The organism is Vibrio sp. CyArs1 (genome assembly GCF_022432925.1).
GTDB classification, from domain to species: Bacteria; Pseudomonadota; Gammaproteobacteria; order Enterobacterales; family Vibrionaceae; genus Vibrio; species Vibrio mediterranei.
Genome location: NZ_JAKRBO010000001.1, coordinates 1,418,745 through 1,443,308, shown reverse-complemented (window position 1 = coordinate 1,443,308; position 24,564 = coordinate 1,418,745). Strand labels below are relative to the sequence as shown.

General features: G+C 46.2%; 23 protein-coding genes. 12 read left to right on the top strand and 11 right to left on the bottom strand.

Features of this window, described 5'->3' with window-relative positions:
* The first annotated feature begins 1 nt into the window (after position 1).
* From MMA19_RS06705 to MMA19_RS06685, 5 genes are read left to right on the top strand one after another with little or no spacing between them, the layout of a single operon-like run.
* Complete coding sequence (locus MMA19_RS06705; RefSeq protein WP_096443740.1) at positions 2 to 808, top strand: alkaline phosphatase family protein; 807 nt, start codon at positions 2 to 4, stop codon at positions 806 to 808.
* Positions 805 to 1,698 (top strand): ABC transporter permease subunit, encoded by an 894-nt coding sequence (locus MMA19_RS06700; protein WP_240205822.1) that lies wholly within the window; start codon positions 805 to 807, stop codon positions 1,696 to 1,698. The genes MMA19_RS06705 and MMA19_RS06700 overlap by 4 nt, the downstream gene beginning before the upstream one ends.
* Positions 1,685 to 2,491, top strand: a complete 807-nt coding sequence (locus tag MMA19_RS06695; protein ID WP_006069695.1) for an ABC transporter permease — start codon at positions 1,685 to 1,687, stop codon at positions 2,489 to 2,491. The genes MMA19_RS06700 and MMA19_RS06695 overlap by 14 nt, the downstream gene beginning before the upstream one ends.
* Positions 2,488 to 3,516 (top strand): ABC transporter ATP-binding protein, encoded by a 1,029-nt coding sequence (locus MMA19_RS06690; protein WP_239914370.1) that lies wholly within the window; start codon positions 2,488 to 2,490, stop codon positions 3,514 to 3,516. The genes MMA19_RS06695 and MMA19_RS06690 overlap by 4 nt, the downstream gene beginning before the upstream one ends.
* On the top strand, positions 3,509 to 4,171 hold the full coding sequence (locus MMA19_RS06685; RefSeq protein WP_031494703.1) for an HAD family hydrolase: 663 nt from the start codon (positions 3,509 to 3,511) through the stop codon (positions 4,169 to 4,171). The genes MMA19_RS06690 and MMA19_RS06685 overlap by 8 nt, the downstream gene beginning before the upstream one ends.
* 71 nt (positions 4,172 to 4,242) lie before the next feature.
* Here MMA19_RS06685 and MMA19_RS06680 read toward each other — a convergent pair whose 3' ends face one another.
* Genes MMA19_RS06680 through secD form a run of 4 tightly spaced genes read right to left on the bottom strand, consistent with a single transcriptional unit; the run spans position 4,243 to position 8,711 of the window.
* Positions 4,243 to 4,896 (bottom strand): DedA family protein, encoded by a 654-nt coding sequence (locus MMA19_RS06680; protein ID WP_006069692.1) that lies wholly within the window; start codon positions 4,894 to 4,896, stop codon positions 4,243 to 4,245.
* Between the two features lie 31 nt (positions 4,897 to 4,927).
* Positions 4,928 to 6,019, bottom strand: a complete 1,092-nt coding sequence (locus MMA19_RS06675) for a calcium:proton antiporter (protein WP_240205821.1) — start codon at positions 6,017 to 6,019, stop codon at positions 4,928 to 4,930.
* Complete coding sequence (gene secF / locus MMA19_RS06670) at positions 6,016 to 6,918, bottom strand: protein translocase subunit SecF (protein ID WP_240205820.1); 903 nt, start codon at positions 6,916 to 6,918, stop codon at positions 6,016 to 6,018. The genes MMA19_RS06675 and secF overlap by 4 nt, the downstream gene beginning before the upstream one ends.
* A gap of 2 nt (positions 6,919 to 6,920) precedes the next feature.
* Positions 6,921 to 8,711, bottom strand: a complete 1,791-nt coding sequence (secD, locus tag MMA19_RS06665) for a protein translocase subunit SecD (protein WP_240205852.1) — start codon at positions 8,709 to 8,711, stop codon at positions 6,921 to 6,923.
* On the opposite strand from secD, the gene MMA19_RS06660 reads away from it, so the two are divergent.
* Positions 8,710 to 8,883 (top strand): hypothetical protein, encoded by a 174-nt coding sequence (locus MMA19_RS06660; RefSeq protein WP_006069688.1) that lies wholly within the window; start codon positions 8,710 to 8,712, stop codon positions 8,881 to 8,883. The two genes, secD and MMA19_RS06660, sit on opposite strands and share 2 nt — an antisense overlap.
* Here the strand turns inward: MMA19_RS06660 and MMA19_RS06655 are convergent.
* The 3 genes from MMA19_RS06655 to MMA19_RS06645 form a co-directional block, all read right to left on the bottom strand.
* Positions 8,880 to 9,329, bottom strand: coding sequence for a hypothetical protein (locus tag MMA19_RS06655; protein ID WP_050798577.1), 450 nt, complete (start codon positions 9,327 to 9,329; stop codon positions 8,880 to 8,882). The genes MMA19_RS06660 and MMA19_RS06655 overlap by 4 nt on opposite strands.
* 229 nt (positions 9,330 to 9,558) lie before the next feature.
* Complete coding sequence (locus MMA19_RS06650) at positions 9,559 to 10,161, bottom strand: short chain dehydrogenase (RefSeq protein WP_240205819.1); 603 nt, start codon at positions 10,159 to 10,161, stop codon at positions 9,559 to 9,561.
* 80 nt (positions 10,162 to 10,241) lie between these two features.
* The gene (locus tag MMA19_RS06645) at positions 10,242 to 11,147 is read right to left on the bottom strand and encodes a haloalkane dehalogenase (RefSeq protein WP_240205818.1); all 906 of its coding nucleotides are present in this window, start codon (positions 11,145 to 11,147) and stop codon (positions 10,242 to 10,244) included.
* Positions 11,148 to 11,247: 100 nt separating this feature from the next.
* On the opposite strand from MMA19_RS06645, the gene MMA19_RS06640 reads away from it, so the two are divergent.
* Positions 11,248 to 12,114 (top strand): LysR family transcriptional regulator, encoded by an 867-nt coding sequence (locus tag MMA19_RS06640; RefSeq protein ID WP_171389326.1) that lies wholly within the window; start codon positions 11,248 to 11,250, stop codon positions 12,112 to 12,114.
* 50 nt (positions 12,115 to 12,164) lie between these two features.
* Here the strand turns inward: MMA19_RS06640 and MMA19_RS06635 are convergent, their stop codons facing one another.
* Positions 12,165 to 12,509, bottom strand: a complete 345-nt coding sequence (locus tag MMA19_RS06635) for a PTS lactose/cellobiose transporter subunit IIA (protein ID WP_006069686.1) — start codon at positions 12,507 to 12,509, stop codon at positions 12,165 to 12,167.
* Between the two features lie 15 nt (positions 12,510 to 12,524).
* Positions 12,525 to 12,836, bottom strand: a complete 312-nt coding sequence (locus tag MMA19_RS06630; RefSeq protein WP_006069685.1) for a PTS sugar transporter subunit IIB — start codon at positions 12,834 to 12,836, stop codon at positions 12,525 to 12,527.
* A 242-nt stretch (positions 12,837 to 13,078) separates the two neighbouring features.
* Between MMA19_RS06630 and MMA19_RS06625 the strand changes: the two genes are divergently transcribed.
* The 3 genes from MMA19_RS06625 (at position 13,079) to MMA19_RS06615 (ending at position 17,076) form a co-directional block, all read left to right on the top strand.
* Entirely contained in the window at positions 13,079 to 14,428 is a 1,350-nt protein-coding gene (locus MMA19_RS06625; protein WP_038227650.1) for a PTS transporter subunit EIIC, read from the top strand.
* 9 nt (positions 14,429 to 14,437) lie between these two features.
* Positions 14,438 to 15,865, top strand: a complete 1,428-nt coding sequence (locus tag MMA19_RS06620) for a glycoside hydrolase family 1 protein (RefSeq protein ID WP_006069683.1) — start codon at positions 14,438 to 14,440, stop codon at positions 15,863 to 15,865.
* Positions 15,866 to 16,068: 203 nt separating this feature from the next.
* Positions 16,069 to 17,076 (top strand): substrate-binding domain-containing protein, encoded by a 1,008-nt coding sequence (locus MMA19_RS06615; protein ID WP_006069682.1) that lies wholly within the window; start codon positions 16,069 to 16,071, stop codon positions 17,074 to 17,076.
* Positions 17,077 to 17,131: 55 nt separating this feature from the next.
* Here the strand turns inward: MMA19_RS06615 and edd are convergent, their stop codons facing one another.
* A complete protein-coding gene (edd, locus tag MMA19_RS06610; RefSeq protein ID WP_240205817.1) occupies positions 17,132 to 18,946 on the bottom strand; it encodes a phosphogluconate dehydratase in 1,815 nt (604 codons plus the stop codon).
* Positions 18,943 to 19,455, bottom strand: a complete 513-nt coding sequence (locus MMA19_RS06605) for a gluconokinase (RefSeq protein WP_240205851.1) — start codon at positions 19,453 to 19,455, stop codon at positions 18,943 to 18,945. The genes edd and MMA19_RS06605 overlap by 4 nt, the downstream gene beginning before the upstream one ends.
* 247 nt (positions 19,456 to 19,702) lie before the next feature.
* On the opposite strand from MMA19_RS06605, the gene MMA19_RS06600 reads away from it, so the two are divergent.
* Positions 19,703 to 21,127 carry a 6-phospho-beta-glucosidase gene (locus MMA19_RS06600; protein WP_240205816.1) on the top strand — a complete coding sequence of 475 codons (1,425 nt, stop codon included), beginning with the start codon at positions 19,703 to 19,705 and terminating at the stop codon, positions 21,125 to 21,127.
* 294 nt (positions 21,128 to 21,421) lie between these two features.
* Positions 21,422 to 24,562, top strand: a complete 3,141-nt coding sequence (gene putA, locus MMA19_RS06595; protein ID WP_240205815.1) for a bifunctional proline dehydrogenase/L-glutamate gamma-semialdehyde dehydrogenase PutA — start codon at positions 21,422 to 21,424, stop codon at positions 24,560 to 24,562.
* Positions 24,563 to 24,564 lie beyond the last annotated feature (2 nt).

The following is a 24,564-nucleotide window of genomic DNA, read 5'->3' as shown; positions in this document are numbered from 1 at the left end:
TATGAGCAATAAGGTTATCCTTGTTGTCCTCGATGGTCTCAATTATCAAGTAGCCCGTGATTGCATGGGCTACTTGAATGGCTTAATCGAGCAACAAAAAGCGACGTTGTATCCCATTCAATGCGAACTCCCTTCTATGTCCAGACCACTTTATGAGTGCATTTTGACCGGAGTTCCTCCTGTCATAAGTGGCATCGTAAACAATGAAATCGTTCGCTTGTCGAATCAAGAATCGGTATTCAGCTTGGCGAAATCTCAGGGTAAAGTGACTGCGGCCGCGGCTTATCATTGGGTTAGTGAACTATACAACCGTGCGCCTTATGATGCAGTGCGCGATAGATTCACTGACGATGAATCCTTGAACATTCAATATGGTCGTTTCTATCATTGGGATCATTATCCTGATGAAGCCCTGTTCCTTGATGCCGAATCCTTGAGGCAGAAATATCACCCCGACTTTTTGCTGATACATCCTATGAATATCGACAATACTGGGCATAAGCATGGTCTCGACTCTAGGCAGTATCGAAACAGTGCGAGAGCCGCCGATATTTTCCTATCTAACTACCTTACGACGTGGGTGGAAGCGGGCTATCAAGTGATGATCACCAGTGACCACGGTATGAATAATGACTTGTCGCATGGTGGTATTTTGCCTGAAGAGCGCGAAGTGCCGTTGTTTGTTATTGGTGAGCAATTTACCCATGCCGCAACAGATGTGAAGCAAACGGAGCTTTGTGGCGTCTGTTGTCAGTTGCTTGGGCTGGAACATCGCAAGCCTTACTCACCGGAATTGATTGCATTATGAGTGGCGCAGCACTAACACCTGCTTGTCCAGATGAGCAGCGAATAAGCAAAAAACAATCACTGTGGAATAAGTTCAAGCCTGTACTTTGGCTTGCACCATTTGTGCTGTTTTTCTACCTGTTTCAGCTTGCTCCTATGGTTTGGGTCTTCTTCAATAGTTTTCAATATGATGGCGTGTTTTCGTTTGAGAACTATTCAGAGGTCTTCGATTCGAGTTTTATGATGCAGGCCTTTAGCAACAGTATTTGGCTATCGATTTGGTCGAGTGTCATTGGGTTGGCTATCGCAGCATTGTTGGTGTCATCACTGCGCCGAGTGGACAGCAAGCTTCGTGATGGTGTGATTGCTTTTACCAATATGAGCAGCAACTTCGCCGGTGTGCCGTTGGCATTTGCGTTCATTATTATTTTAGGGGTTAACGGTGCAGTCACGCTACTGCTGAAGCAGTATGGGTTGATTGAAGGTTTCAACTTGTATGGCAAGTGGGGATTACTGGTTATTTATATCTATTTCCAGATCCCGCTTGGCGTGTTGTTGCTCTATCCTGCTTTTGATGCGCTGCAAGATGATTGGCAGTCGGCATCTGCGTTGCTCGGTGCCAAAACGCATCAATATTGGACTCAAATAGCACTTCCGGTGTTATCACCAGCTCTACTTGGCACCTTCATTATTCTCATCGCCAATGCCATGGGCGCGTATGCGAGCGTCTACGCACTAACAACCGGTAACTACAACGTGATTACGGTACGAATTGCGAGTTTGGTGTCTGGAGATTTGTTCTTAGAACCGAACCTTGCTGCAGCAATCTCGGTGATTCTCATGGCCATTCTAGCCTTTATCACCATCATCAATCAGTGGCTATTGTCGAGGAGTTATCATGCATCGAAATAGCAATGTGAGCATTTACTATCACAAAACCGTTGTCTACGGAATTGTTGGTATCATGCTGATTCCAATCGTCGCTACTTTGGTTTACTCGTTGTCGTCAAGTTGGGGGGCGACCATATTACCAGATGGATTTACCTTAAATTGGTATGTTCAACTACTGACGGATTCTCGCTTTCTCGCCGCCTTTGGGCGTTCATTACTGGTATGCTTTGCGGCACTTGCACTTAGCGTGGTATTAATCCTTCCAGCGATCTTTGTGGTGTTTTACTACTTTCCAAAGCTCGACAAGCTAATGAATGTACTGATTTTGCTGCCATTTGCGGTACCTCCTGTGGTGTCATCGGTAGGTTTGCTTCAAATCTACGCCGATAGCGCCATTCCTTTGGTTGGGACTCCATGGATCCTTATCGGAACCTATTTCACCATCGCGCTGCCTTTTATGTATCGAGCAATCTCGAACAGCTTTGAGGCCATTAACCTCAACGATTTGATGGACGCGGCGCACCTGCTAGGAGCGAGCACCACAAAAGCATTTCTCTTGATCATCGTTCCGAATTTGAAGAAAGGATTGCTGGCGTCGTTATTTCTATCGTTCTCGTTTTTACTCGGTGAGTTTGTGTTCGCCAATATTTTGGTGGGAACTCGCTACGAAACACTACAAATCTATCTTTACAACATGCGTCAAACCAGTGGTCACTTCACCTCGGCGTTAGTGATGACTTACTTTTTCTTTATCTTCCTACTGACATGGCTTGCCAGCCGTTTTAGCAGTAATCAACAGAAGGGCAAATCATGAGTTACGTATCCGTCAATCATCTTACCAAACGATTTGGCAGCAACACGGTGTTTGAAGACATCGAATTTACCATCCAGAAAGGTGAGTTCATTACCTTACTTGGCCCCAGCGGTTGTGGTAAGTCGACATTGCTACGCAGTCTAGCAGGTCTGAATCCAGTCGAAGGTGGACAGATCATTGTCGATGGAGTAGATATTACCTATGCCGCGCCTCAGCAACGTGGTATCGGCATGGTGTTTCAGTCCTATGCCCTGTTTCCGAATATGACGGTGGCGGGCAATATCGCTTTTGGACTTAAGATGCAAAGTTTGGGTAAAGCCGAAATACAGCGTGAAGTTGCAAACGTCGTCGAGCTGGTGGAACTGCAGGGTAAAGAAAACCACTATCCACATCAGCTTTCAGGCGGTCAAAGACAGCGCGTGGCATTGGCTCGTGCGCTGGTCGTCAAACCAAGAATTCTCTTGTTGGATGAACCTCTGTCTGCGCTGGACGCTAAAATTCGTAAGAGCCTTAGGCAACAAATTCGTTCTATTCAAAAAGAGCTTAATCTGACCACTATCTTTGTCACTCATGATCAAGAGGAAGCGATGATTATGTCAGACCGGATTTTCTTGATGAATAAGGGCGAGATTGTTCAGCAAGGTGCACCCGAAGCCATCTATACCCATCCGGTAAATGAGTTCGTGGCAGGCTTTATGGGGCATTACAATTTGGTGGCAGCAGATAAAGCAAAATCATTATTTGATATGGACGTGAACTCGAAAGTCGCAATTCGTCCGGAGTCGATTTATGTCAAAGAACAAGGACGCGAGTACGCTAGCCATATCTCTGCGCCGCGAACGGGCGTGATTAAAAACCATCAGTTACTTGGTAATGTTATTCGCTATCAAGTCGACATTGATGACTGTGAGTTGACGGTGGATCTTCTTAACCGTTCTTCGGAGCGATTACTCGCAACAGGCAGCCAATTAGAACTGCTATTTAACCTTAACGAAATTCAACCTGTGAGAGCCGAAAATGTCTAAACCTCTATACGTATTCGACATGGATGAAACCTTGTTTGATGCTGACTGCGCCGTGCTGTGGAATGAGTTTTTGGTAGAGCAAGGCATTGCCATGCAACCTGATTTCCTTGACCAAGATAAACGGCTAATGGCGTTGTATGCGGAAGGGAAGATGGATATGGAAGATTACCTCGAGTTTTCTATTGCACCGTTGACCCACGTTCCTACTGAGAGAGTACAGCAATGGGTAGAACAGTGCATCGATGAAAAAATCCTGTCCCGCCTCTTTCCACAAGCGCAGACTTTGCTTGCAGATCTAAAGCGTGACGATATCCAAACTATTATTATTTCGGCCTCAGTTAGCTTTTTAGTTGAAGCGATAGCTAAGCGTCTTGGGATTGATGTAGCGATGGGTATTGATTTAGAACTCAAGCAGAACAGTTTCACCTCCAAGATAAAAGGCATTGCGACCTATCGAGAGGGCAAAGTGGCAAAACTCGCGCAATGGTTATCTGCGCAAGATAACAGCTATACCGAGATTCATTTTTATACCGACTCCATTAACGATCGACCTTTGTGCGAGTTTGCTGATTACGCTTATTTGGTCAATCCATGTCCAGCACTAAAAGCATTAGGTGAAAAGCAAGGGTGGAAGCAACTCAAGTGGTCACTATAGTGCCCCTGCCTTGATACTAGAAATCCGCCGCTGCTATCTAAGCCAATAGCGGCGGCATCATGGCGCTATTCTTAAGTGGCGATATTGTTTTTGCTAGAGCGTAAGTAGCGGTACAACAAACCAACAATCGCTCCCGCCATTAGGCATAAACTGACTATCACCAACGATTTAGAAAGTAGTTCTTGGTAGTCATTAAGTCTTGGATGAATCATCAACCATTTACCAGAGAGCATAAGGATCAAGCACCAAATAACAGAACTGCTCATGCTGATAAATAGAGTTCGCATGAAATTCAGCTTCGATAATCCCATAAGCATCGGTGTCAAGACTCTCACAAATGGGACAAATCTGGAGATGAATAAAGATAAGAATCCATAGCGGCTCAGTAAGTGTTTGGCCTTAGGGAGTGAATCATTCGGTAACACGCGGTGCAAAAAAGGCACAAGCCGAGTTTGGTTTAAAACTCGTCCTTGAATATAGGCATTAATACTTCCCAATGACGCGGCTAAACAGAGTGCTCCAGCTGCGGGATAAAACTCCAAAATTCCTACTCCAACTAATCCGCCGACAAACAGTACTAAACTGTCTCCCGGCAGTGGTAAGAAAACGAAGCTGGATTCAAGTAATAAAATAAACGCAAGCAACAAGAGAAAGCTATTGAGTGAGCTTACTTGAGCCAGAGTGTCGAAATCATGGTGCCAAATAGCAACGAATATTTCTTGCATGATAAAAATCCTTATTGGTCAGCTAAGTACATCACTCAAACATCAAGATGATGTAAGCAAAGAACAAAATGAGGTGGGCCATCCCGTTTAAGGAGTTGGTTCTGCCACTACTAAAGCTGACGGCGGTCATCATAAGTGTGGTCGCGAGCAAGACCATTTCAGCGGGTGCCAAGCCCAGTTGAACAGGTTGTTTTATGACCTCAGATATTAGAAGGACAGCCGGTACGGTGAGTGCGATAGTTGCAAGTACGGAGCCAAAGAACAAGTTCATCGCGCGCTGCAGTTGATTGTTTAAAGCGGCTTTTACAGCCCCGACTGCTTCAGGCGCAAGAATCAAGATAGCGACGATCAGACCACCCAGTGCTGGTGGTGCACCAAGTAAGCTGACGGTGCCTTCGATAGGGATAGCCAGGCTCTTAGCTAGCAGAATCACCACGATTAAATAACCTATAAGTAACAGAGAGTGGTAAAAGTTACTCTCTAGAGGGCCATGAAAATCGTGGTTATCCTGGTGGTCCTCATCCATGAAAAAATGGGTGTGGCTGCGAGTCTGAATAAACAGAAATACGCTGTATAACACCACTGAAGCCAAGACTAGCGTGATGGTGAGCGCCTTAGACATTGCTCCTGATTCCGTGACGCTGGTGAAATTAGGTAACACCAAACACAGCAACGATAAAGGAATGATGGCGACGAGATAAGACTTCAGACCATCAAGGTTGTACTTCTGTGTGTGGTATTTCAGCCCGCCGATGAGTAATGTGATACCGACTAAACCATTGAGGACGGCCATCACAACTGCAAACATAGTATCTCTTGCCAAAACGGAGTTGGCTTCTCCCGTCAACATGACAGAAGAAATCATCACTACTTCCAAGAGGATGACTGAGAGGGTCAGAATTAATGTTCCATAAGGGTCACCTAACTTGATGGCTAAAGCATCAGAATGGCGAACCACGGCAAATATTGAAGCCATGACCACTGCGAACAGAGCCATGGTAAGTACCATACCGATGGTTGAGCTCATTTGAGCCTGCAAGATAGTGTCACCAGCAAATTTAAACAATACAACGGTAATGATGCCAAGTAGTAGTACGAATTCCTGCTTCAAGAACTGTGTCATGGCATTGCCTCCTCTGGCTTCGGTGTTGCCATTCTGTAGTGTTCAGGTCGGACACCCATCATTTGAGGTAACGTGACACCAAGTGAAATTGACGACCATGTACCACAGGCAATACCCACACACAATGCAATCGCGAAGCCTTCTAACGCAGGTCCTCCTAGCAACCACAAACTAGAAACGGTTACCAATGTGGTGCCTGAGGTAATAAGAGTTCTCGAGAAAGTGGCACGTACCGAGTTATTGATAAGTGTATCCGCTAACTCGTTTGGCTTTGCTTTGAATAGCTCGCGGGCTCTATCAGCGATAATAATGGAGTCATTCAAAGAGTAACCAAGCACTGCAAGTACAGCGGCGAGTATGGTGAGATTGAACTCCATCTGGGTGACGGCAAACAGACCGAGTACGATAACAATGTCGTGAACCAGTGCCACTAATGCGCCTAGAGCGAGCCGCCATTCAAAGCGGTAGCTTAGATAAAGCATGGTCAACACAAAACAAGCTAGTATTGCCACGCCACCTTGCTCAACCATATCTTGGCCGACTTGAGGGCCTACCATGCTGCTGTTTAGGATCTCTACGGATGTGCTGATGGACTCTAATGCTGGAGTTAAGGACAACACCACATCATCGAGTTGGTTATAGCGTAAGATCCAACGGCCGGGCTCTGTCGAGCTCACCACTTGGACATCTTGCATCAAGGCGTTATCAAGTGACGCTTTGAGCTCCGTTGCGACAATCGATGCGTCTAAGCGTACTTCAGCCACGAGACCGCCAGTAAAATCCAACCCCCAGTTAAAACCTTTAAAACTGATAAAAGCGACGGCTAAAGCAAAAAGCAGCGCAGAAATTGCCGACATGCTAAAGCGAACTCGGCTAAGAGAATGTTGTGAAAGAGTCATATCTAAATCCTCACTTCTCGGCGCTGATCACGCCCCCAAACAAGATTGATGATGGCGCGCGATAAGAACACGCCGGTAAACATACTGGTTAATAGACCAAGCCCTAGTGTGATGGCAAAGCCCTGAACGGGACCATTACCAATGGCATACAGTGCAATGGCGACAATCATGGTGGTGAGGTTGGCGTCGAAAATAGAACGAAAGGCACTGCTAAACCCTTTTTCAATGCTCTGAGCTAGCGTTCGCCCTTCGCGCATTTTATCTTTGATGCGTTCAAAAATGAGTACATTGGCATCCACTGCCATACCGACGGTAAGCACCATACCTGCAATACCAGGTAAGGTAAGTACAGCTCCGGGAAGCAGCGCAATTAACCCAAATAAGCTCATCATGTTGGCGAGCAAGGCAACATTTGCGACCCAGCCTAAGCGTCGATACCAAAGTGCAATGAAAGTTAGTGTTAGGCCTAATCCTAGCGCTAATGCAGCAAAGCCATTTTTGACGTTTTCAGCACCCAGTGAAGGACCGATGGTTCGTTCCTCAATAATGGTAACTGGGGCTGTGAGTGAACCAGCCCTTAGTAAAAGTGCTAGCTCTTGTGCGTCTTGCATGGTGCCAACACCGGTAATACGAAAACGGCTACCCAACTGTGACTGAATGATGGCAACACTGATCACCTTACTGAGCTGTTCGCTATCGCCCACAGCATTGCGGCTGTACTCGCTGTAGACCGTCGCCATCGGGTTACCAATATTGCTTCGGGTAAACTGAGACATTTTTCGGCCACCCGATGTATCGAGCGAAATGTTAACTTCAGCGGTTCCCATATCACCGACACCCGCGCGCGCATCGATAATATGCTCTCCGCCAAGAATGGCGCGGCGCTCCAAATTAACTGGGGTTCCGTCATTGTCTGGTAGAACTTGGGTGCGGTTTCCTCGACCATCTGTGACTGCATGAAAGGCTAACGAAGCTGTTGCACCGATAACGTCTTTAGCCGCTGCAGGATCCTGAACTCCGGGTAATTCTATGCGAATGCGATTCTCACCTTGTCGTTGTACCGAGGCTTCGGTAATGCCAAGCTCGGCAATACGCTCTCGCATGATCTGCAAGTTTTGCTGAACCGTCAGGTTGCGCAGAGTGCTTTTCTCTTCATCTGTCAATAAGAGGCGAATCGTGTTGTCTTGGATTGACGTGTGCCAGTTAGGAAACTGCTGACGTAAAAAGGCTCGTGCTTCTGCGCTAGAAGTTCCACCAAACAAATTGAGCTGAACGCTATCGCCCGTGATTCGACCTCGGCTAGTCCGAAACTCCGAAGAGAACTCATCGATAACCATTTGTCGGTGTGCTTGATAGACGGGCTCCATATCGACTTCCAATAAAAATTGGACGCCGCCTCTCAAATCAAGGCCCAGAGCGATAGGCGAAAAACCTGATTTTAGTAACCATTGAGGAGCTGCTGGCTCCATCGCTAGTGCGACGGTTGTGGATTCATCTAAGTGCTGTTTTAGCAGTGTTTGCGCTGCAGCTTGTTGTTTGGGGCTTTTTAGAATCACGATGGTTTTATCACCATCTTGTTCAATGCTAGTGGGGGTGATGTTGGCATGTTCAAGGTATTGAGCGATTTGACTCGCATCAGAAATTTGCCCTCGATGGTTGATATGAAGGGCGGCATTTTCACCATACAAAGAAGGTAGAGCACTTAACAGCATGACGAGCAAGCTGAATATAAGTACCACGTACTTCCACTTGGCGTAGCGGTTGATTGGTTGACGTGATGGTTTTTTCACAATGAAACTCTCTAAAACGGATCAAAATGAGCGCATGGTCATCATGAAAGAGATGAAAGCCGTAACCAAATCAGTCTGTGAAGACATTTATTTCAGTCATCAGCAAGTCGCTACTCTTAATGTGCTGCGCGTGTTGAAGCGTTCAGGTAGTCCTGAACTTGATCTTGAGAGTTAGTTTGAGTGAGGCTGTCTGTGAGCGTACAAAGTGTTGGCTTCTTTCCAGCCTGCCACTCTTGAGGGAGCGCTTTGTGTGCGACTCGTCCAATGACGTTGCGGTGGAATAAGTGAGGTGCTTCTTGTGGCGATCGCCAGTAATGGAGGTGCTAAGAAGGCAATTAATAGGTGGTAATCAGGCGCTGCTTTTTGGTCGGCATCCCAACTATCACTAATGACACGTCTGGATGAAGAAAGAAACAGTGGACCCATGTAATCATTAAGAATCGACCCACTATCATCTGCTGGGGCATTAAAATCATCAGATGGCGTCGTCGAAAGATCGACGGTGATAACAGTATTAGCGAGATTGGAAGTATTGGGCGTGAGATACTCGTCCGCGCTTACAGTATGTGTGCAAACTGCAATCATAAGCGCTAGAAATAGACGATACCAACGTTTAACCAATGAATAACCTTTACGTGTAAGCGATGACTTTCTGGTTCGCGGGCAGTATACCGGATACTGGTCACAAAATGGGCAAAGGTTAGCGAGATAAGTGTTAGTATTTGTGTCTGCATAGGCCTGCTCACCATAATGAATAACAGTGAGCAGATATTAGAGAAGGGGAATTGACATACCAGCAATACTCATAAGCACATCAGCTGATTGGTAACCCAAATATACAACAGGTTAATTAAGTAGTAACGGCATCAAAAATCTTTCCGTTTGCGACCCCCTCTAAAGCGCTTTGATAGCACAAAGCAACATCCGCTGCTGAAATTCCATTAGTACTGTCCATTCCCATTCGTTCCATCGTTTCTTTGACGAATGAAGGGCTTACCGCATTGATGCGGTGATTTCTTTTGAGCTCAAGAGATGCGGTTGTGACAAACGCATTAATGGCGGCCACACCCATCGCAATGGCTGCTGTTCTTTGGGTTGGAGCGTTGCTTGCCTGCCCAGAGGTTAGCGTTATCGAGCCTCCCGGAGTTAGGTAGTTTATTCCTAGTCGCGCGACGTTCACTTGTCCCATCACTTTATTATTGAGCGCTACCTGATACGCTTGGTCAGATGCGTCATCGAAGTTAGCCATCATTCCATTTCCAGCCATGCTGATGATAGCGTCAACAGCACCGACGCTTTCGTACATGGCTTTGATGGAGTCGTTATCTTCAATGTCTACTCGACGTTCACCTTTCGAGTACCCTACAGGGATGACGGTATACGTATCGTCTAAAAGTTCTATTACTGCTTGTCCAATGATCCCATTTGCCCCTATGGCGAGTATTTTTTTCATGCTGATTGTCCTGCTAGATTGAAATGAGTGTGGTCAAGCCAATCAATAACTTGGCTCGTAATTTCAAGATGTTGGTCTTCTTAGAGAAAGTGCGAAGCATCAGTAATTGTGCGGTGAGGCTGATGTGCGGCACCTGCAAAATTTGCTTGGAACTTTTTGTCGTAGCCGCGTCCTGCCAAGAAAGGGTCTTTGTCGCTAAATAGAGTCAAAACAGGCTTTTGCCACTGTTTGAGCTTCTGCCAGTCTTCATTGACTTGATTGAGGTCTGAAGCCACGATTTCCGGCATTTTTCTAGGGCCAGCGTAGTATCGCTCGTCGGGAAATGGCGCGTTATAGGCGTGAATTTCGCTCTTAGTTAATGGTTTTGTGGTTAGCGCCTGGATGACTTCTCCTATATCCAAATGACTAGCGGTTCGAAAGTAGCCGGCCCAATTTCCGTAGTTGATTTTGTTTGTGAGTTGGCTCAAGTCGGTTTGACCAGCTGAGGCAGCCATTAGCTTTAGTACACTAGGAACCAGCAACTTCTCTAAACCTTTCATCTCGGCGAGTGCGGTGTTAGAAACAATTAAGCGATCTAACCATTTGGGTTGATTTGCCAAAGCTCTAAGCCCAATCATACCTCCCCAATCTTGCATAAATGCGGCTGAGTGGTGGAGGTTGAGTTTATTAACGAACATCGTCATCCATTTGACATGGTTGGCATAGGTATGAGTATCGGTACTGACGGGTTTATCCGATTTCCCAAACCCGATAAGGTCGGGTGCTATTACTCGGTAGCCCGCATCGACCAAAATCGGAATCATATGACGATATAGGTAGCTCCACGAAGGTTGTCCATGAAGAAGGAAAACAGTGTTTGAGTTCTGTGTCCCTTCATCAACGTAATGCATGCGATAACCATCTATCTCTATGTAATTAGCCGAGAATGGATAGTCTGCTAGGTTGTCGAACGCTGAATCTGGTGTTCTTAGAAATGTTGATGGCATGATGAATCTCCTGTGTCCCTGTTCGACTTACAGACTTTAGAGGAGTTTTATGGACTAAAAAAGCATAGCTTTTATATCAACTTGGTCATAAAATTAGACCATGATTGCCCTCGAACATTTACACGTTATCTACGTGATTCATCAAGAAGGGAGTTTTCGCAAAGCAAGTGAGAAACTCTTTAAAGCTCGTTCTGCGGTTTCCTATTCGGTGAAACAAGTGGAAGAGTATTATCAAGTCTCCATTTTTAACCGCGATACCTATAGACCAGAACTGACTCGTGATGGGCAACTGCTCATGCCAAAAATTCAACAGTTATTGAATGCAGCGGACGAGTTCGATGTGTTTGCCAAGCAAATGACGGGGGAAATTGAGCCAGAATTACGACTTAGCGTCGGCGCGATTTTCCCAATAGAAAAGGTGACGGGACTCTTGACGCAGCTTAAGCTGCATTTTCCAGAGACAATATTGCACCTTAATATCGAAACGGCATCTGGTGAACGTATGTTACTGGATGGGTTAGTGGACATTGGTATTTATGCGGGTCTCACACAAGACACTCAACGAGTTAGGTATCGACATATCGATCAGATCCGTTTGCCCGCTTATATTTCCAATCAATCTTCACTCACTCTTCAGGCTGATATGACCGTCCAAGACTTGCTGGGCATACCTCAAGTTGTAGTTAAGTCGTCGTATAAGACTAGCCCTGATTCAGGCATTTTAGCGGATGCTGTTCACTGGTACGTCTCTGATCACCAGACTAAAAAATCTATTATTCGAAGCGGACTTGGCTGGGGACGATTATCAAGTGATGAAGTGCAAGCTGAAGGGCTCGATAATTTAATAGAACTCAACTGCATTGATAAGCTTGAAGTGCCTATTTATATGGCGTGTGCTAAAAATAAAGCGTTGGGGCCTGTGGCTAAGATGATTTGGCACTACTTTGATGAAATATCGAAGACATAATTTGCGATGAAACGATGCAAACCTGACGGATTTGCATCGTTTTTCTTATTTTAAGCCATACTGACGTTGTTAAAAACGCTCTGTTCGAGTTTGTTGAGACGTTGATACAGATGCACTGTTTCGCGAGCACTTTCTATTGCTTGTATGGTGGTCATCAAATGGTCTTGAGCATGAACCATCACTAGTGTGACCGGGATTTTACCTTCACCTTCATCGGCGCCTATTAATTCCGTTTGAACTACATGAGCTTGACGAATTGCTTCATCTGCTTGATCTAGGTAGCTTTGTGCTTGTTCAAACTGTCCGTTACGGGCACTTTTAATAGATTCCATGGATAGACTTCTCGCTTCTCCTGCATTGCAGATTAAGCCCATGATGGTGATCTCAAGATCCATATTTGATACCCCTATTTAAGCTGTTTCACTGAGTGCTTCAATGGCTGTTGCCAGAACTTTCTCACCGCGCATTGCACCGTAATCCATAGGATTGATCGCTAGGACTTTCTTGCCTTGCTCTGCCGCCAAGGCTGCAAATTCTTGTTGGCGGAATTTCACTTGTGGACCAAGTAAGAACACATCCCAGTCGGCTAGCTTAGTTTCGAATTCAGCAATTGGCACAGCCAATATTTCAGCGTCAATAGATTGGTTTTTAGCAGCTTCTTCCATTTTTCTTACTAGGATAGAGGTCGACATTCCCGCCGAACATAGCAATAGAATTTTCATCGTTGTTTCTCCTGTTATTGACACTTATTTGTGCTTTTTGTTGTTCCTAGTGTTACGGGTAACTATCAGTTCGGCAATACGTTATCTATCAAAAGTGTTATCTAGCTCAAATTTGATGAGTAATTAGGCTTTTTTTCGTGCTCAAGCTAACAATTATCCGGATTTTTCTTTGTTTTCTAGTTTTGTTACCCGTAATGTTACCCGTAACAAATATGAACGACACGAATGGAAGGGGATACCTCGTGCTTAATAATGCGTTTACAGAAAAGCTCAATTACTGGGCGGGCTGGTTTACCAGCTTGAAATACGTGATGGCTATCAAGCAAGCATTTGTCATGCTGATGCCAGTCATTATCGTTGGTGCGTTTGGCGTACTGATTTCTAACATGGTTATGGGTACTCAGTCAGGTCTTGCTGCCTTTGAAACATTTGCCTTTTTGGCTGAATACCGTCCAATCATGGGACAAATAAACTATGCGACACTGAACTTCTTGACCATCGGGGCCATCTTTATGATTGGTCTTGAGCTTGGCAAGCTTAATGGTCAAGTTAACGCTTACTCAGGTTTGCTTGCTGTTATCTGTTTCGTGGCGGTCATTCCGACTACCTATGAAGTGGTTGTAGCGGGTGAAGCGTTTGAAGTGAGCAACGTTATTGCTCGCCAATATACCGACACTAAAGGCTTATTCTTGGGTATGTTTATCGCAATCCTATCGGTTGAGGTATACAGCAAGCTTCTGAAAGTTAACGCTTTACAAATCAAGATGCCTGATTCTGTGCCGCCAAATGTGGCGAACTCATTCTCGGCATTGCTGCCATCGATCATCACCGTTACTGCGATTGCTACGTTTGGTTTCGCATTCTACGAGATTTCGGGAATGACGCTTTATGATGCAACGTACGCAGCGATTCAACGTCCGCTTGAAGGGGCTATCCAAAGTCTACCTGGTGTGCTTCTACTGATGTTCCTAGCTCAGGTTTTCTGGGTAGTGGGTATTCACGGAAACCAAATGATCAAGCCACTACGTGAGCCGCTGCTGCTTGGTGCGATTGCCGCAAATATGACAGCTTATGAAAACGGGGAAGAAATTCCGAACATCATTACGATGCCTTTCTGGGACATCTACATGAGTATCGGTGGTTCAGGTGTCACGATTGGCCTACTTGTCGCAGTCTTCTTAGTATGTAAGAAACGTAAAGATATGCGCGAGATTGCCAAGCTTTCTGTCGGTCCAGGTGCATTCAACATCAACGAGCCAGTGGTGTTTGGTATGCCTATCATGCTAAACCCGATTCTAGCGATTCCATTCATTATTACACCGCTAATTACCGGTATGATTGGTTACTACGCAACAGCGATTGGTTTTGCAGGTAAGGCTGTGGTGATGATTCCTTGGACCTGTCCACCGATTCTGAGCTCATGGCTGGCGACGGGTGGTTCACTTGGTGCAGTGGTGACTCAGATCGCTTGTATTGTTACCTCGATTCTCATCTACCTACCATTTGTGAAAGTGTGTGAGAACCAGTTCAAAGAGCAGCTCGATAATCTAGAAAGCGAGCAAAAAACGGAAGCGAAAGAAGCGGTAGCTTAAGGACGCATAATGACTCAATACTCTATGAAGTTTCCTGAAGGTTTTATTCTTGGTGCAGCAGCGTCTGCATGGCAAACCGAAGGTTGGAGTGGTAAGAAAGATAGCCAAGATTCTTATATTGATGCTTGGTACAAGAATGACCGAAAAGTCTGGCATAACGGCTATGGGCCAGCTGTCGCGACTGATTTCTACAACCGTTATGTTGAAGATATTGACCTCATGCAGGTGGTGGGGTTAACCCACTACCGCAGCTCCATCAACTGGTCTCGTTTTATGCTTGATTATGAGCAAGGGATTGTAGATGAAGAGTATGCAGGCTACGTTGATAAGGTCATTGATACCATGCTTGCCAAGGGTATCGAGCCGATGTTCTGTTTGGAGCATTATGAGTTGCCCGCTTATTTGCTCGAACATTACGGTGGCTGGAGCTCGCCTAAAGTGGTTGATATGTTTGTTCACTACGCGGAGGAAGTGTTCAAGCGTTACGCTCATAAGGTGAAGTATTGGTTTAGTTTCAATGAACCTATCGTGGTGCAAACCCGAGTGTATCTTGATGCGATTCGTTACCCGTACGAACAAGATACCAATAAGTGGATGGTGTGGAATCATGCCAAAAACTTAGCGACGGCAAAAATCGTTAAAGCTTATCGTGACCAAGGCTACGACGGAAAAATCGGCGTGGTGCTAAACCCTGAAGTGACCTATCCACGTTCTAGTGCGGTGCATGACAAGCGAGCGGCTGAAATCTACGATTTGTTCTACAATCGTGTGTTTTTGGACCCGGCTATCAAAGGAGAATATCCGGCGGAGTTGTTAACGTTATTGAGAGGCAATGGCATTGACTTCGCACCAACGGAAGAAGACCTTGCGATCATCAAACATAATACTGTGGACTTTATTGGAGCCAACCTCTATTACCCACACAGAGTGAAAGCGCCGGAAGCGGAATGGCCAAAGCACGTGCCGTTTCATCCGAAAAAGTACTTTAGCGGCTTTGACTTACCGGGTAGAGAAATGAACTTCTCACGAGGTTGGGAGATCGATCCGGCTATTGTTTATGATATGGCGATGCGCATTAAAAATGAGTACGGCAATATCGAGTGGATCTTGAGTGAAAACGGTATGGGCATTGAAAATGAAGCTGAGTTCAAAGATGAACAAGGCCAGATTCAAGATGACTACCGTATTGATTTTATCTCAAGGCACTTGTTCCATTTGCTAAGAGCGATCGAAGACGGCGCAAACTGTAGAGGCTACATGCTTTGGGCGTTCACGGACAATGTCTCACCTATGAATGCTTTCAAGAACCGCTATGGCTTGGTAGAGATTGATCTGGAAGACAATCGCAACCGTCGGGTGAAAAAATCCGGCCAATGGTATAAAACCTTGTCTGAGACTCGATGTCTAGATATCGATCTGGATGATGAGTACCGCTAAACCCTAATATCGGCGAGTTTACATACTCGCCGTTCTTTTCTCCCAATTTTGTTTGCCCTGCCTAATATTACTAGCTATCTATTTGAATCTGATATAAAAATCGTTATTCTTCAACCGTCCCTACCTAGAGATTTGGATAACCGTTAGTTCATTAACAGCAAAAATGTTACAGTAACATTCACTACTACTTGAGAATTCGTTGAATGACTATGGAAGCAAAACGTTCACGCCCAACTTTGCAAGATATTGCTGATAGAGTGGGTATCACTAAAATGACGGTAAGTCGCTATATGCGCAATCCAGATTCGGTCGCCCAAGCGACTCGCGATAAAATCGCTCAAGTGGTTGAAGAACTTGGATATATCCATAATAGAACACCCGCGATGCTGTCCAAGTCGTCGAGCAAAGCGATTGGTATACTACTGCCTTCATTGTCTAACCAAGTGTTTTCTAGTTTCGCGCAAGGTGTTGAGCATGTGACTAACCTCAATGGTTACGATACCTTGATCGCTCACTACAGCTACGATCGTGATGTGGAAGAAAAGAAAATCGAATCTTTTCTTTCTTATCAAGTAGATGGCCTAATTTTGACGGACACCAATCATACCGAGCGCACGCTGCAAATGATAAAAACCGCAGGTATTCCTGTGGTAGAAGCCATGGATTTACCGGTTAATCCTATTGATATGGCGGTCGGTTTGGACCATATGCAGGCGGCTTATGAAGTGGTGACGCAAATGATAGCCAAAGGTAAGCGCAATATCGCTTATTTTGGTGCTCGCCTAGATACCCGAACTCAGCTACGTATGCACGGCTATGATAAAGCGGTCACTGAGGCAGGGCTGGAACCTCTACACGTATTAACCAAAGAGCACTCTAGTTTTGCTTTGGGTAGTACTTTGCTCGACAAAGCTCTGCTGATTCAACCAGAGCTTGATGGCGTATTCTGCACCAACGATGATATTGCGATTGGTACTATTATGGCGTGTCGTGCTAAGCAACAACGAGTTCCTGAGGATATTAGCGTCGTTGGTTTTAACGCTCTGGATATGGGTAAAGTGATTAGCCCAACCTTGGCAAGTATTGATACACCACGATTTGAGATTGGAAAAAAGAGCGCCGAGTTATTACTATCGGCGCTATCAGGAGCCCCAAGCGAGCAAAAAGTTTTTGATATGGGCTTTACGATTACTGAGGGAGAGAGTCTCTAACTCAAAATCTCGCCTTAATGAAAACTCGGGGGTAGGCTCGCGGGGTCAACATGGTTTAGTCGGCAAAGAGGAAACTCGCTCCTCGGTCTGCTGCTGAGACGTTCTGGCGACAAGTTGCAAACAGATCTCTGCCCCAAGTCTGTTGATGGATTTCGGCATCATGAGCCTCTAGAGGGCGACTCTCGATACCTTCGAACACTTTGAGTTCTCCACGGTGGCAATCTAATCGAACCCTATCGCCATCTTGTATACGTGCAATGTTTCCACCTCGCAGGGCTTCTGGCGATACATGAATCGCTGCGGGGATTTTCCCTGACGCGCCAGACAGCCGACCATCGGTCACCAAGGCGACGTTAAAACCTTTATTTTGGATATTGCCAAGCAATGGCATCAATTTATGCAGCTCAGGCATGCCGTTAGCTGCTGGGCCATTAAAACGCACGACGACCACGCAGTCGCACTCGAGTTCGCCTCGCTGATAGGCTGCTTCCACTTGACTCTGATCGTTAAATACTTTGGCTGGTGCTTCGATAATCTGGTGCTCTGGTTTTACCGCCGACACTTTAACGATAGCTTGCCCTAAGTTACCTGATACTTGCTTTAACCCGCCCGTTTTTTGGTAATACTGCTTGTCATTAGCGATGACCTCAGGGTTTTTCGTCCCATTAGAGCGTAACCAAGTGAGGACCTGATCATCAGATTGAGTGTCTAACTCTGGGTAGCAAAGCTGATCTTCAAAATGGCCAAATGCCGTCACGGTATCGCGATGCAGTAACCCTTGCTGGTTGAGTCTGGTTAATAGAGCAGGGACACCGCCCGCTGCATGAAATGCATTGATATCACTGGTGCCATTCGGGTAAATATTGACGACCAGAGGCACGATGTCGGAAAGATCGTTGATGTCTTGCCAAGTTAGTAGCAAGCCTGCAGCTCGGGCGACGGCAATCATATGAATGCTGTGATTCGTGCTACCACCAGAAGCGAGTAGGGCTACCACACCGTTAATCAAGTTTTTTGCTGAGACTACGTCACACAATGGGCGATAGTTTGCTGAACCTGCAATGCTACTGGCGATTCGCTTCGCGGCATCTTGTGTTAATGCTGTTCGCAGCGGGGAATCTGGTGGTACAAACGCGCTGCCGGGTAGCATTAACCCCATGGCTTCAAACACTAATTGATTGGTATTGGCGGTGCCAAAGAAGGTACAGGTACCACTGCTGTGGTAAGCACGACATTCCATCTCTAGCAGCGAATCTTTACCAAGCTCTCCAGCGGCGTGCTTTTGGCGAATAGTGACCTTCTCTTCATTAGAGATTCCTGTTGCCATTGGACCTGCGGGAATAAACGCAGTGGGAAGATGGCCATACGCCAGCGCGCCCATTAATTGACCGGGCGCTATCTTGTCGCAAATACCAAGCAGTAAGTTACCATCAAACATATTGTGGCTGAGTGAGAAGGCGGTGCTTTGGGCGATAAGATCGCGTGAAAACAGCGACATATCCATACCCGGCTGTCCTTGTGTGACTCCGTCGCACATTGCGGGAACACAGCCCGCGACTTGCGAGGTATGGCCTAACGGACTTAACGCTTGTTGGATGAGTTCCGGATAACTCTCATAGGGCTTATGAGCGCTCAACATGTCGTTGTATGACGAGATGATAGCCAAATTGGCGCTAGTGTTATTGAGTAAGGACTGTTTGTCCGCATCGCACGCCGCAGCTACGGCGTGTGCAAGGTTGCCGCACGAGAGTTGCGAGCGCCCTTTGCCTGCCAGTTTTTGCTTCGCAATATTCGCTAAATATTGTTGTCTTAATTTTTCACTGCGCTGCTCGATACGCTGCGTAACGGCCAGTAAGGTTGTATGAGTCATGATACAACCTCAAGCGTGGCATTAGATAATTGGCTGCGGATATCACGAACGGCGGTATGAATCACACGTTCTAGTGGCATGTCGATAGGTACAGTCACGACATCCAGTTCACAATCAGGGCGTTCTAGAGCTTCAAACTGACTTCGCAGGAGGGAGCCTTTCATAAAATGCCCTCCTCGTTGTTCGACACGTTGTCGAATGAGTTCAAACTCTCCATCTAGGAACACAAAGATAAGGTTATTGTTGCCAAGTCTTAATGTGTCGCGGTACCCTTTTTTAAGTGCAGAGCAAACAATAACACCATGCTCATTCTTGCATCCTAGGCTGTACGCGGCATCGTTAATACGCGTCAACCATGGCGCTCTGTCATCATCACTCAGCGGTATGCCTGCGGCCATTTTGTCGATATTGCTTCTCGGGTGAAGATCATCGCCATCGATAAACTTTGCGCCTAATACATCGGCAATCCCTTTGCCTACTGTGCTCTTACCTGAGCCAGAAACTCCCATAACAATAATGCACTTCCCCAAGTTCCCTCCTCACGAATCAAAATTTGATCCAATCCGCACAATTCAATTAATTCACAAACTGGACTTCATATTATCGATGTTACTGGTAACATGATACCGGTAACTTTTAATGTTGTGAACAAGAGCACATCCAGTTAAAAAACTTAATTACAGCCGAAATGAGGCTGGCATAGTGTTGATAAAATGCTAGCTCATCGGTTCACGATGTACTATTTGAGGGGTAACAATGTCGGTATTTCCAGAGAACTTTTTATGGGGCGGAGCTATCGCTGCTAACCAAGCTGAGGGTGGGCACCTAGAGGGCGGTAAAGGCCTAACTACGGTCGATATGATTCCGTACGGTGACAATCGTATGCCTATTAAGCTGGGTCTACGTGAGCAAGTAGCGCTCGATGAATCGGAGTTTTATCCAAGTCATGGAGCTATCGATTTCTATCATCGCTATAAAGAAGACGTCGCGCTATTAGCGGAAATGGGCTTCAAAGTGTTCCGGACTTCTATTGCTTGGGCAAGAATTTTCCCTAAAGGCGATGAGCTAGAACCTAACCAAGAAGGGATTGCTTACTACCAAGATCTGTTCCGTGAATGTCAGAAGCATGGTATTGAACCTCTTGTTACCTTATGCCATTTCGACGTGCCAATGCACTTGGTAAACACATATGGTTCGTGGCGCAGTCGTGAAATGATTGGTTTTTTTGAGCGTTATGCTCGCACTTGTTTTGAAGCATTTGATGGTTTGGTTAAGTACTGGCTCACATTTAATGAAATCAACATCTTGCTAGCAAGTCCATTCTCTGGTGCTGGCCTGCTATTTAAAGAAGGTGAGAACAAAGAGCAGGTGAAATATCAAGCGGCGCACCATGAGCTTGTGGCAAGTGCTCTAGTGACCAAAATCGCCCATGAGATTAACCCTGATAACCAAGTGGGTTGCATGTTAGCGGGTGGCAACTTCTATCCGTACTCCTGCAAACCTGAAGATGTCAAAATGGCGCTTGATAAAGATCGAGAGAATCTATTCTTTATTGATGTCCAAGCCAGAGGCTATTACCCATCTTATGCTCAAAGAACGTTCTGCGATAAAGGTGTAGAACTTGAGATTCATGACGGCGACTTGGAGATTCTAAAGCACACTGTGGACTTTATTTCTTTTAGTTACTACGCCTCTCGTTGCGCTTCCGCTGATATGAATAAAGGCAACACCAGTGAAGCCAATGTCGTGAAGTCGGTTCGCAATCCACACCTTGAAGCCAGCGATTGGGGCTGGGTTATTGACCCTCTCGGTTTGCGTATCGCCATGAATACCCTTTATGATCGTTACCAGAAGCCGTTGTTTTTAGTAGAAAATGGCCTTGGAGCCAAAGATGTGGTGGAAGCGAACGGTGAGATTAACGATGACTATCGCATCGACTATCTGCGCGCTCATATCAAAGCGATGGGAGAAGCCATTGAAGATGGTGTGCCTTTGATGGGCTATACGCCTTGGGGATGCATTGATTTGGTCGCCGCATCCACTGGAGAAATGAGTAAACGCTATGGCTTTATCTACGTTGACCGTGACAACAAAGGTAATGGTACGTTGAACCGTTCTCGTAAGAAGTCGTTCTTCTGGTACAAAAAAGTGATTGAATCCAACGGTGAAGATTTGTCATAACCTCCGTTTCTCATTGGTGATTATGAAGGGGTGCCTATGTGCATCCCTTTTTTGTGTTTTAAAACTGAGGGGAATGTTTAGCGAGAACGAAACAATATGTTAATTTGGTTGCAGATTGTAACGGCTCATTTTGTCTAACTCGATGTGACCTTGTATTAATTTTGTTAATAAGCGTAGAAAACAGCAAAAAGCTCGGAGTTTTTGACAAGTAATTCCTTAACACTCAAAATACACTGCCTGCCATTGTAGTAGTCCAGTCGTCTTTTTCGACTGAGTAGAGATTGAGGAACACACATGTTTACAGCAACAGATGTGCTAAAAACGGAGTTTGTCGAGCAGCCGCTTGAACAGCTCTGGTCACTGATCTCTCCACTTTACATGGTGGATGAGTCTCAATGGTTGAAACAGCTTTTACCTCTGGCGACGCCGCAAGGCGATGAAGCCCAGCAAATCCCACAGAAAACCACCGAGCTTATCGAAGCCATCCGTGCCGATAAAAATGCCATTCAAATGATTGATGCTTTGCTGCTTGAGTACAGTTTAGATACTCAAGAAGGCATTTTGTTGATGTGTTTAGCAGAAGCGTTAATGCGCATTCCTGATTCTGCAACGGCTGATGCGCTTATTCGCGACAAACTGAGTGTCGCTGATTGGAAATCTCACCTGAAAAATTCTGACTCTGTGTTTGTCAATGCGTCAACATGGGGTCTTATGCTGACGGGCAAAGTTGTCGGGCTTGCTGAGTCTGAATCACAAAGCCCAGCAAAAGCAGTGAACCGTTTAGTCAACAAGTTCTCAGAGCCTGTGATTCGTAAAGCCATGTATCAGGCCATGAAGATCATGGGTCATCAGTTTGTTTTGGGCCGCAGCATTGGTGAAGCTCAGAAGAATGGCAAAAAGATGCGTGATCGCGGTTTTACCTACTCTTATGACATGCTAGGTGAAGCGGCGCTCACTAAATCTGATGCTGACAAGTATTTCAAAGACTACCTGATGGCGATCGAAGCAGTAGGCAGTGATAAATACGGCTTAGATACTAGTCCAGCACCATCAGTTTCAATCAAGTTGTCGGCACTTCACCCTCGCTACGAAGTCGCTAACGAAGAGCGCGTGCTGACTGAGCTTTGCGATACGTTAACTCAGCTTCTCACTCGAGCACGAGAGCTGGATGTGGCGATTACGATTGATGCGGAAGAAGCTGACCGTCTTGAGCTATCACTTAAATTATTTGAGAAAGTGTATCGTAGCGACGTGGCAAAAGGGTGGGGCAAGTTTGGTCTGGTGATCCAGGCTTATTCTAAGCGTGCACTTCCTGTTTTGGTTTGGGTTAACGCTTTAGCGAAGCAGCAAGGCGACCTGATTCCACTCCGCTTAGTGAAAGGTGCGTATTGGGACAGCGAAATCAAATGGTCTCAGCAAGCGGGCTATGATGCGTACCCTGTCTATACCCGTAAAGAAGCGACCGATGTTGCATACCTAGCGTGTGCTCGATTCCTATTGAGTGAAAACGTGCGTGGCAATATTTTCCCGCAGTTTGCGAGTCACAATGCTCACACAGTGACGGCCATTGCGACAATGGCTCAGCACACCGATTACGAATTCCAGCGTTTACATGGTATGGGTGATTCACTTTATGACCATGTGATGGATACGCATAAACAGCCAGTACGAATCTACGCACCAGTGGGTAGTCACAAAGACTTGCTGCCATACCTAGTGCGTCGTCTGTTGGAAAACGGTGCAAACAGCAGCTTCGTCCACCGCCTTGTTGATGCGCGTTGTCCTGTTGACAGCTTAACTGTTCATCCGGTAGACGCATTGCTTGCCAATGACACCCTACACAACGCTAATATTGACCTACCTCCCGCTATTTTTGCCGATCGTAAAAACTCCGTGGGTGTGAACGTTGATATTGAGAGCGAAGTGAAAGACTACGAGCACAAAGTTGAAGTGTTCCGAGCTAAGCAGTGGCAAGGTGCTCCGATCATTAATGGTCAATCGCAATACGAAAGCATGATCAAGGAAGGTGCTAACGTTGATACGATCACTGCGCCTTATGATCGCCGTCTTGTCGTGGGGCAAGTGGCTATGGCTAACCTTGATCATGTTTCCGAAGCTATCCGAGTAGCAGAGCAGGGTTTCACTAGTTGGTCGCAGACGCCATATGTTGAGCGTGGTCAGTGCTTACTAACACTGGCAGACAAGCTAGAAGAAAATCTTCATGAGTTGGTGGCGATTTGCCATCAGGAAGCGGGTAAGACCATTCACGACAGTATTGATGAAGTGCGCGAAGCGGTCGATTTCTGTCGCTACTATGCGAAACAACCACATATTTTTGAAACGCAATCGGTACTGGGCTTTGACGGTCAGTCAAAAACATTGACACGCGGCGGACGAGGTGTGTTTGTTTGCATTAGTCCGTGGAACTTCCCTCTGGCGATTTTCCTAGGTCAGGTTACGGCAGCATTGGTTGCGGGGAACACCGTTGTGGCTAAACCTGCGGAGCAAACTTCTCTTATCGCTGTACGTGCTGTTGAGTTAATGCTTGAAGCAGGCTTCCCTGCTGATGCGATTCAACTTATTACAGGACGCGGCGCTGATGTAGGTCAGGCGTTAACCTCTCACTCGGCGATTGCTGGTGTTGCCTTTACTGGCTCTACGCCAACGGCTCAGCGCATCAATAGCACGCTTGCAGCACGTCAAGTTGCGCCAGTACCATTTATTGCAGAGACCGGCGGTCAAAATGCGATGATTGTTGACTCGACCGCACTGCCTGAGCAAGTCGTTCGCGATGTTGTTCGCTCTGCCTTCGCTTCTGCCGGACAGCGCTGTTCTGCATTGCGTGTTCTGTTTATTCAAGAGGACATTGCGGAGCGTGTTATTAACCTGATTCAAGGCGCAATGGATGAGCTTAAAGTGGGCTTGCCATATCTGCATGCTACCGATGTGGGCCCAGTAATTGATGCCAATGCGAAGCAAAAACTACTGGCACATATTGATGCGATGGCAAAACAAGGCAACAAAGTGGCGCAACTGTCGCTTGATGCTGAGTGCCAAGAAGGGGATTTTGTACCGCCTTGTGCGTTTGAAATTTCTGATATCTCTGTGCTAACGGAAGAACATTTCGGTCCTATTCTCCATATCGTCCGCTTCAAAGCATCTGAACTACCAAAAGTGGTTGATAGCATCAACGCCACAGGTTTTGGCTTGACGCTAGGTGTCCACAGCCGTAATGAATCGACGTACGAGTGGGTGGAAAAACACGCTCGAGTGGGGAACTGCTACATCAACCGTGATCAAGTCGGTGCGGTGGTAGGGGTTCAACCATTTGGAGGACAGGGTCTCTCCGGAACTGGACCAAAAGCAGGTGGCCCACACTACCTATATCGCTTTACTGATGTCATTAACGCCAACGCTAATCAAGCGGCGAAATAAGG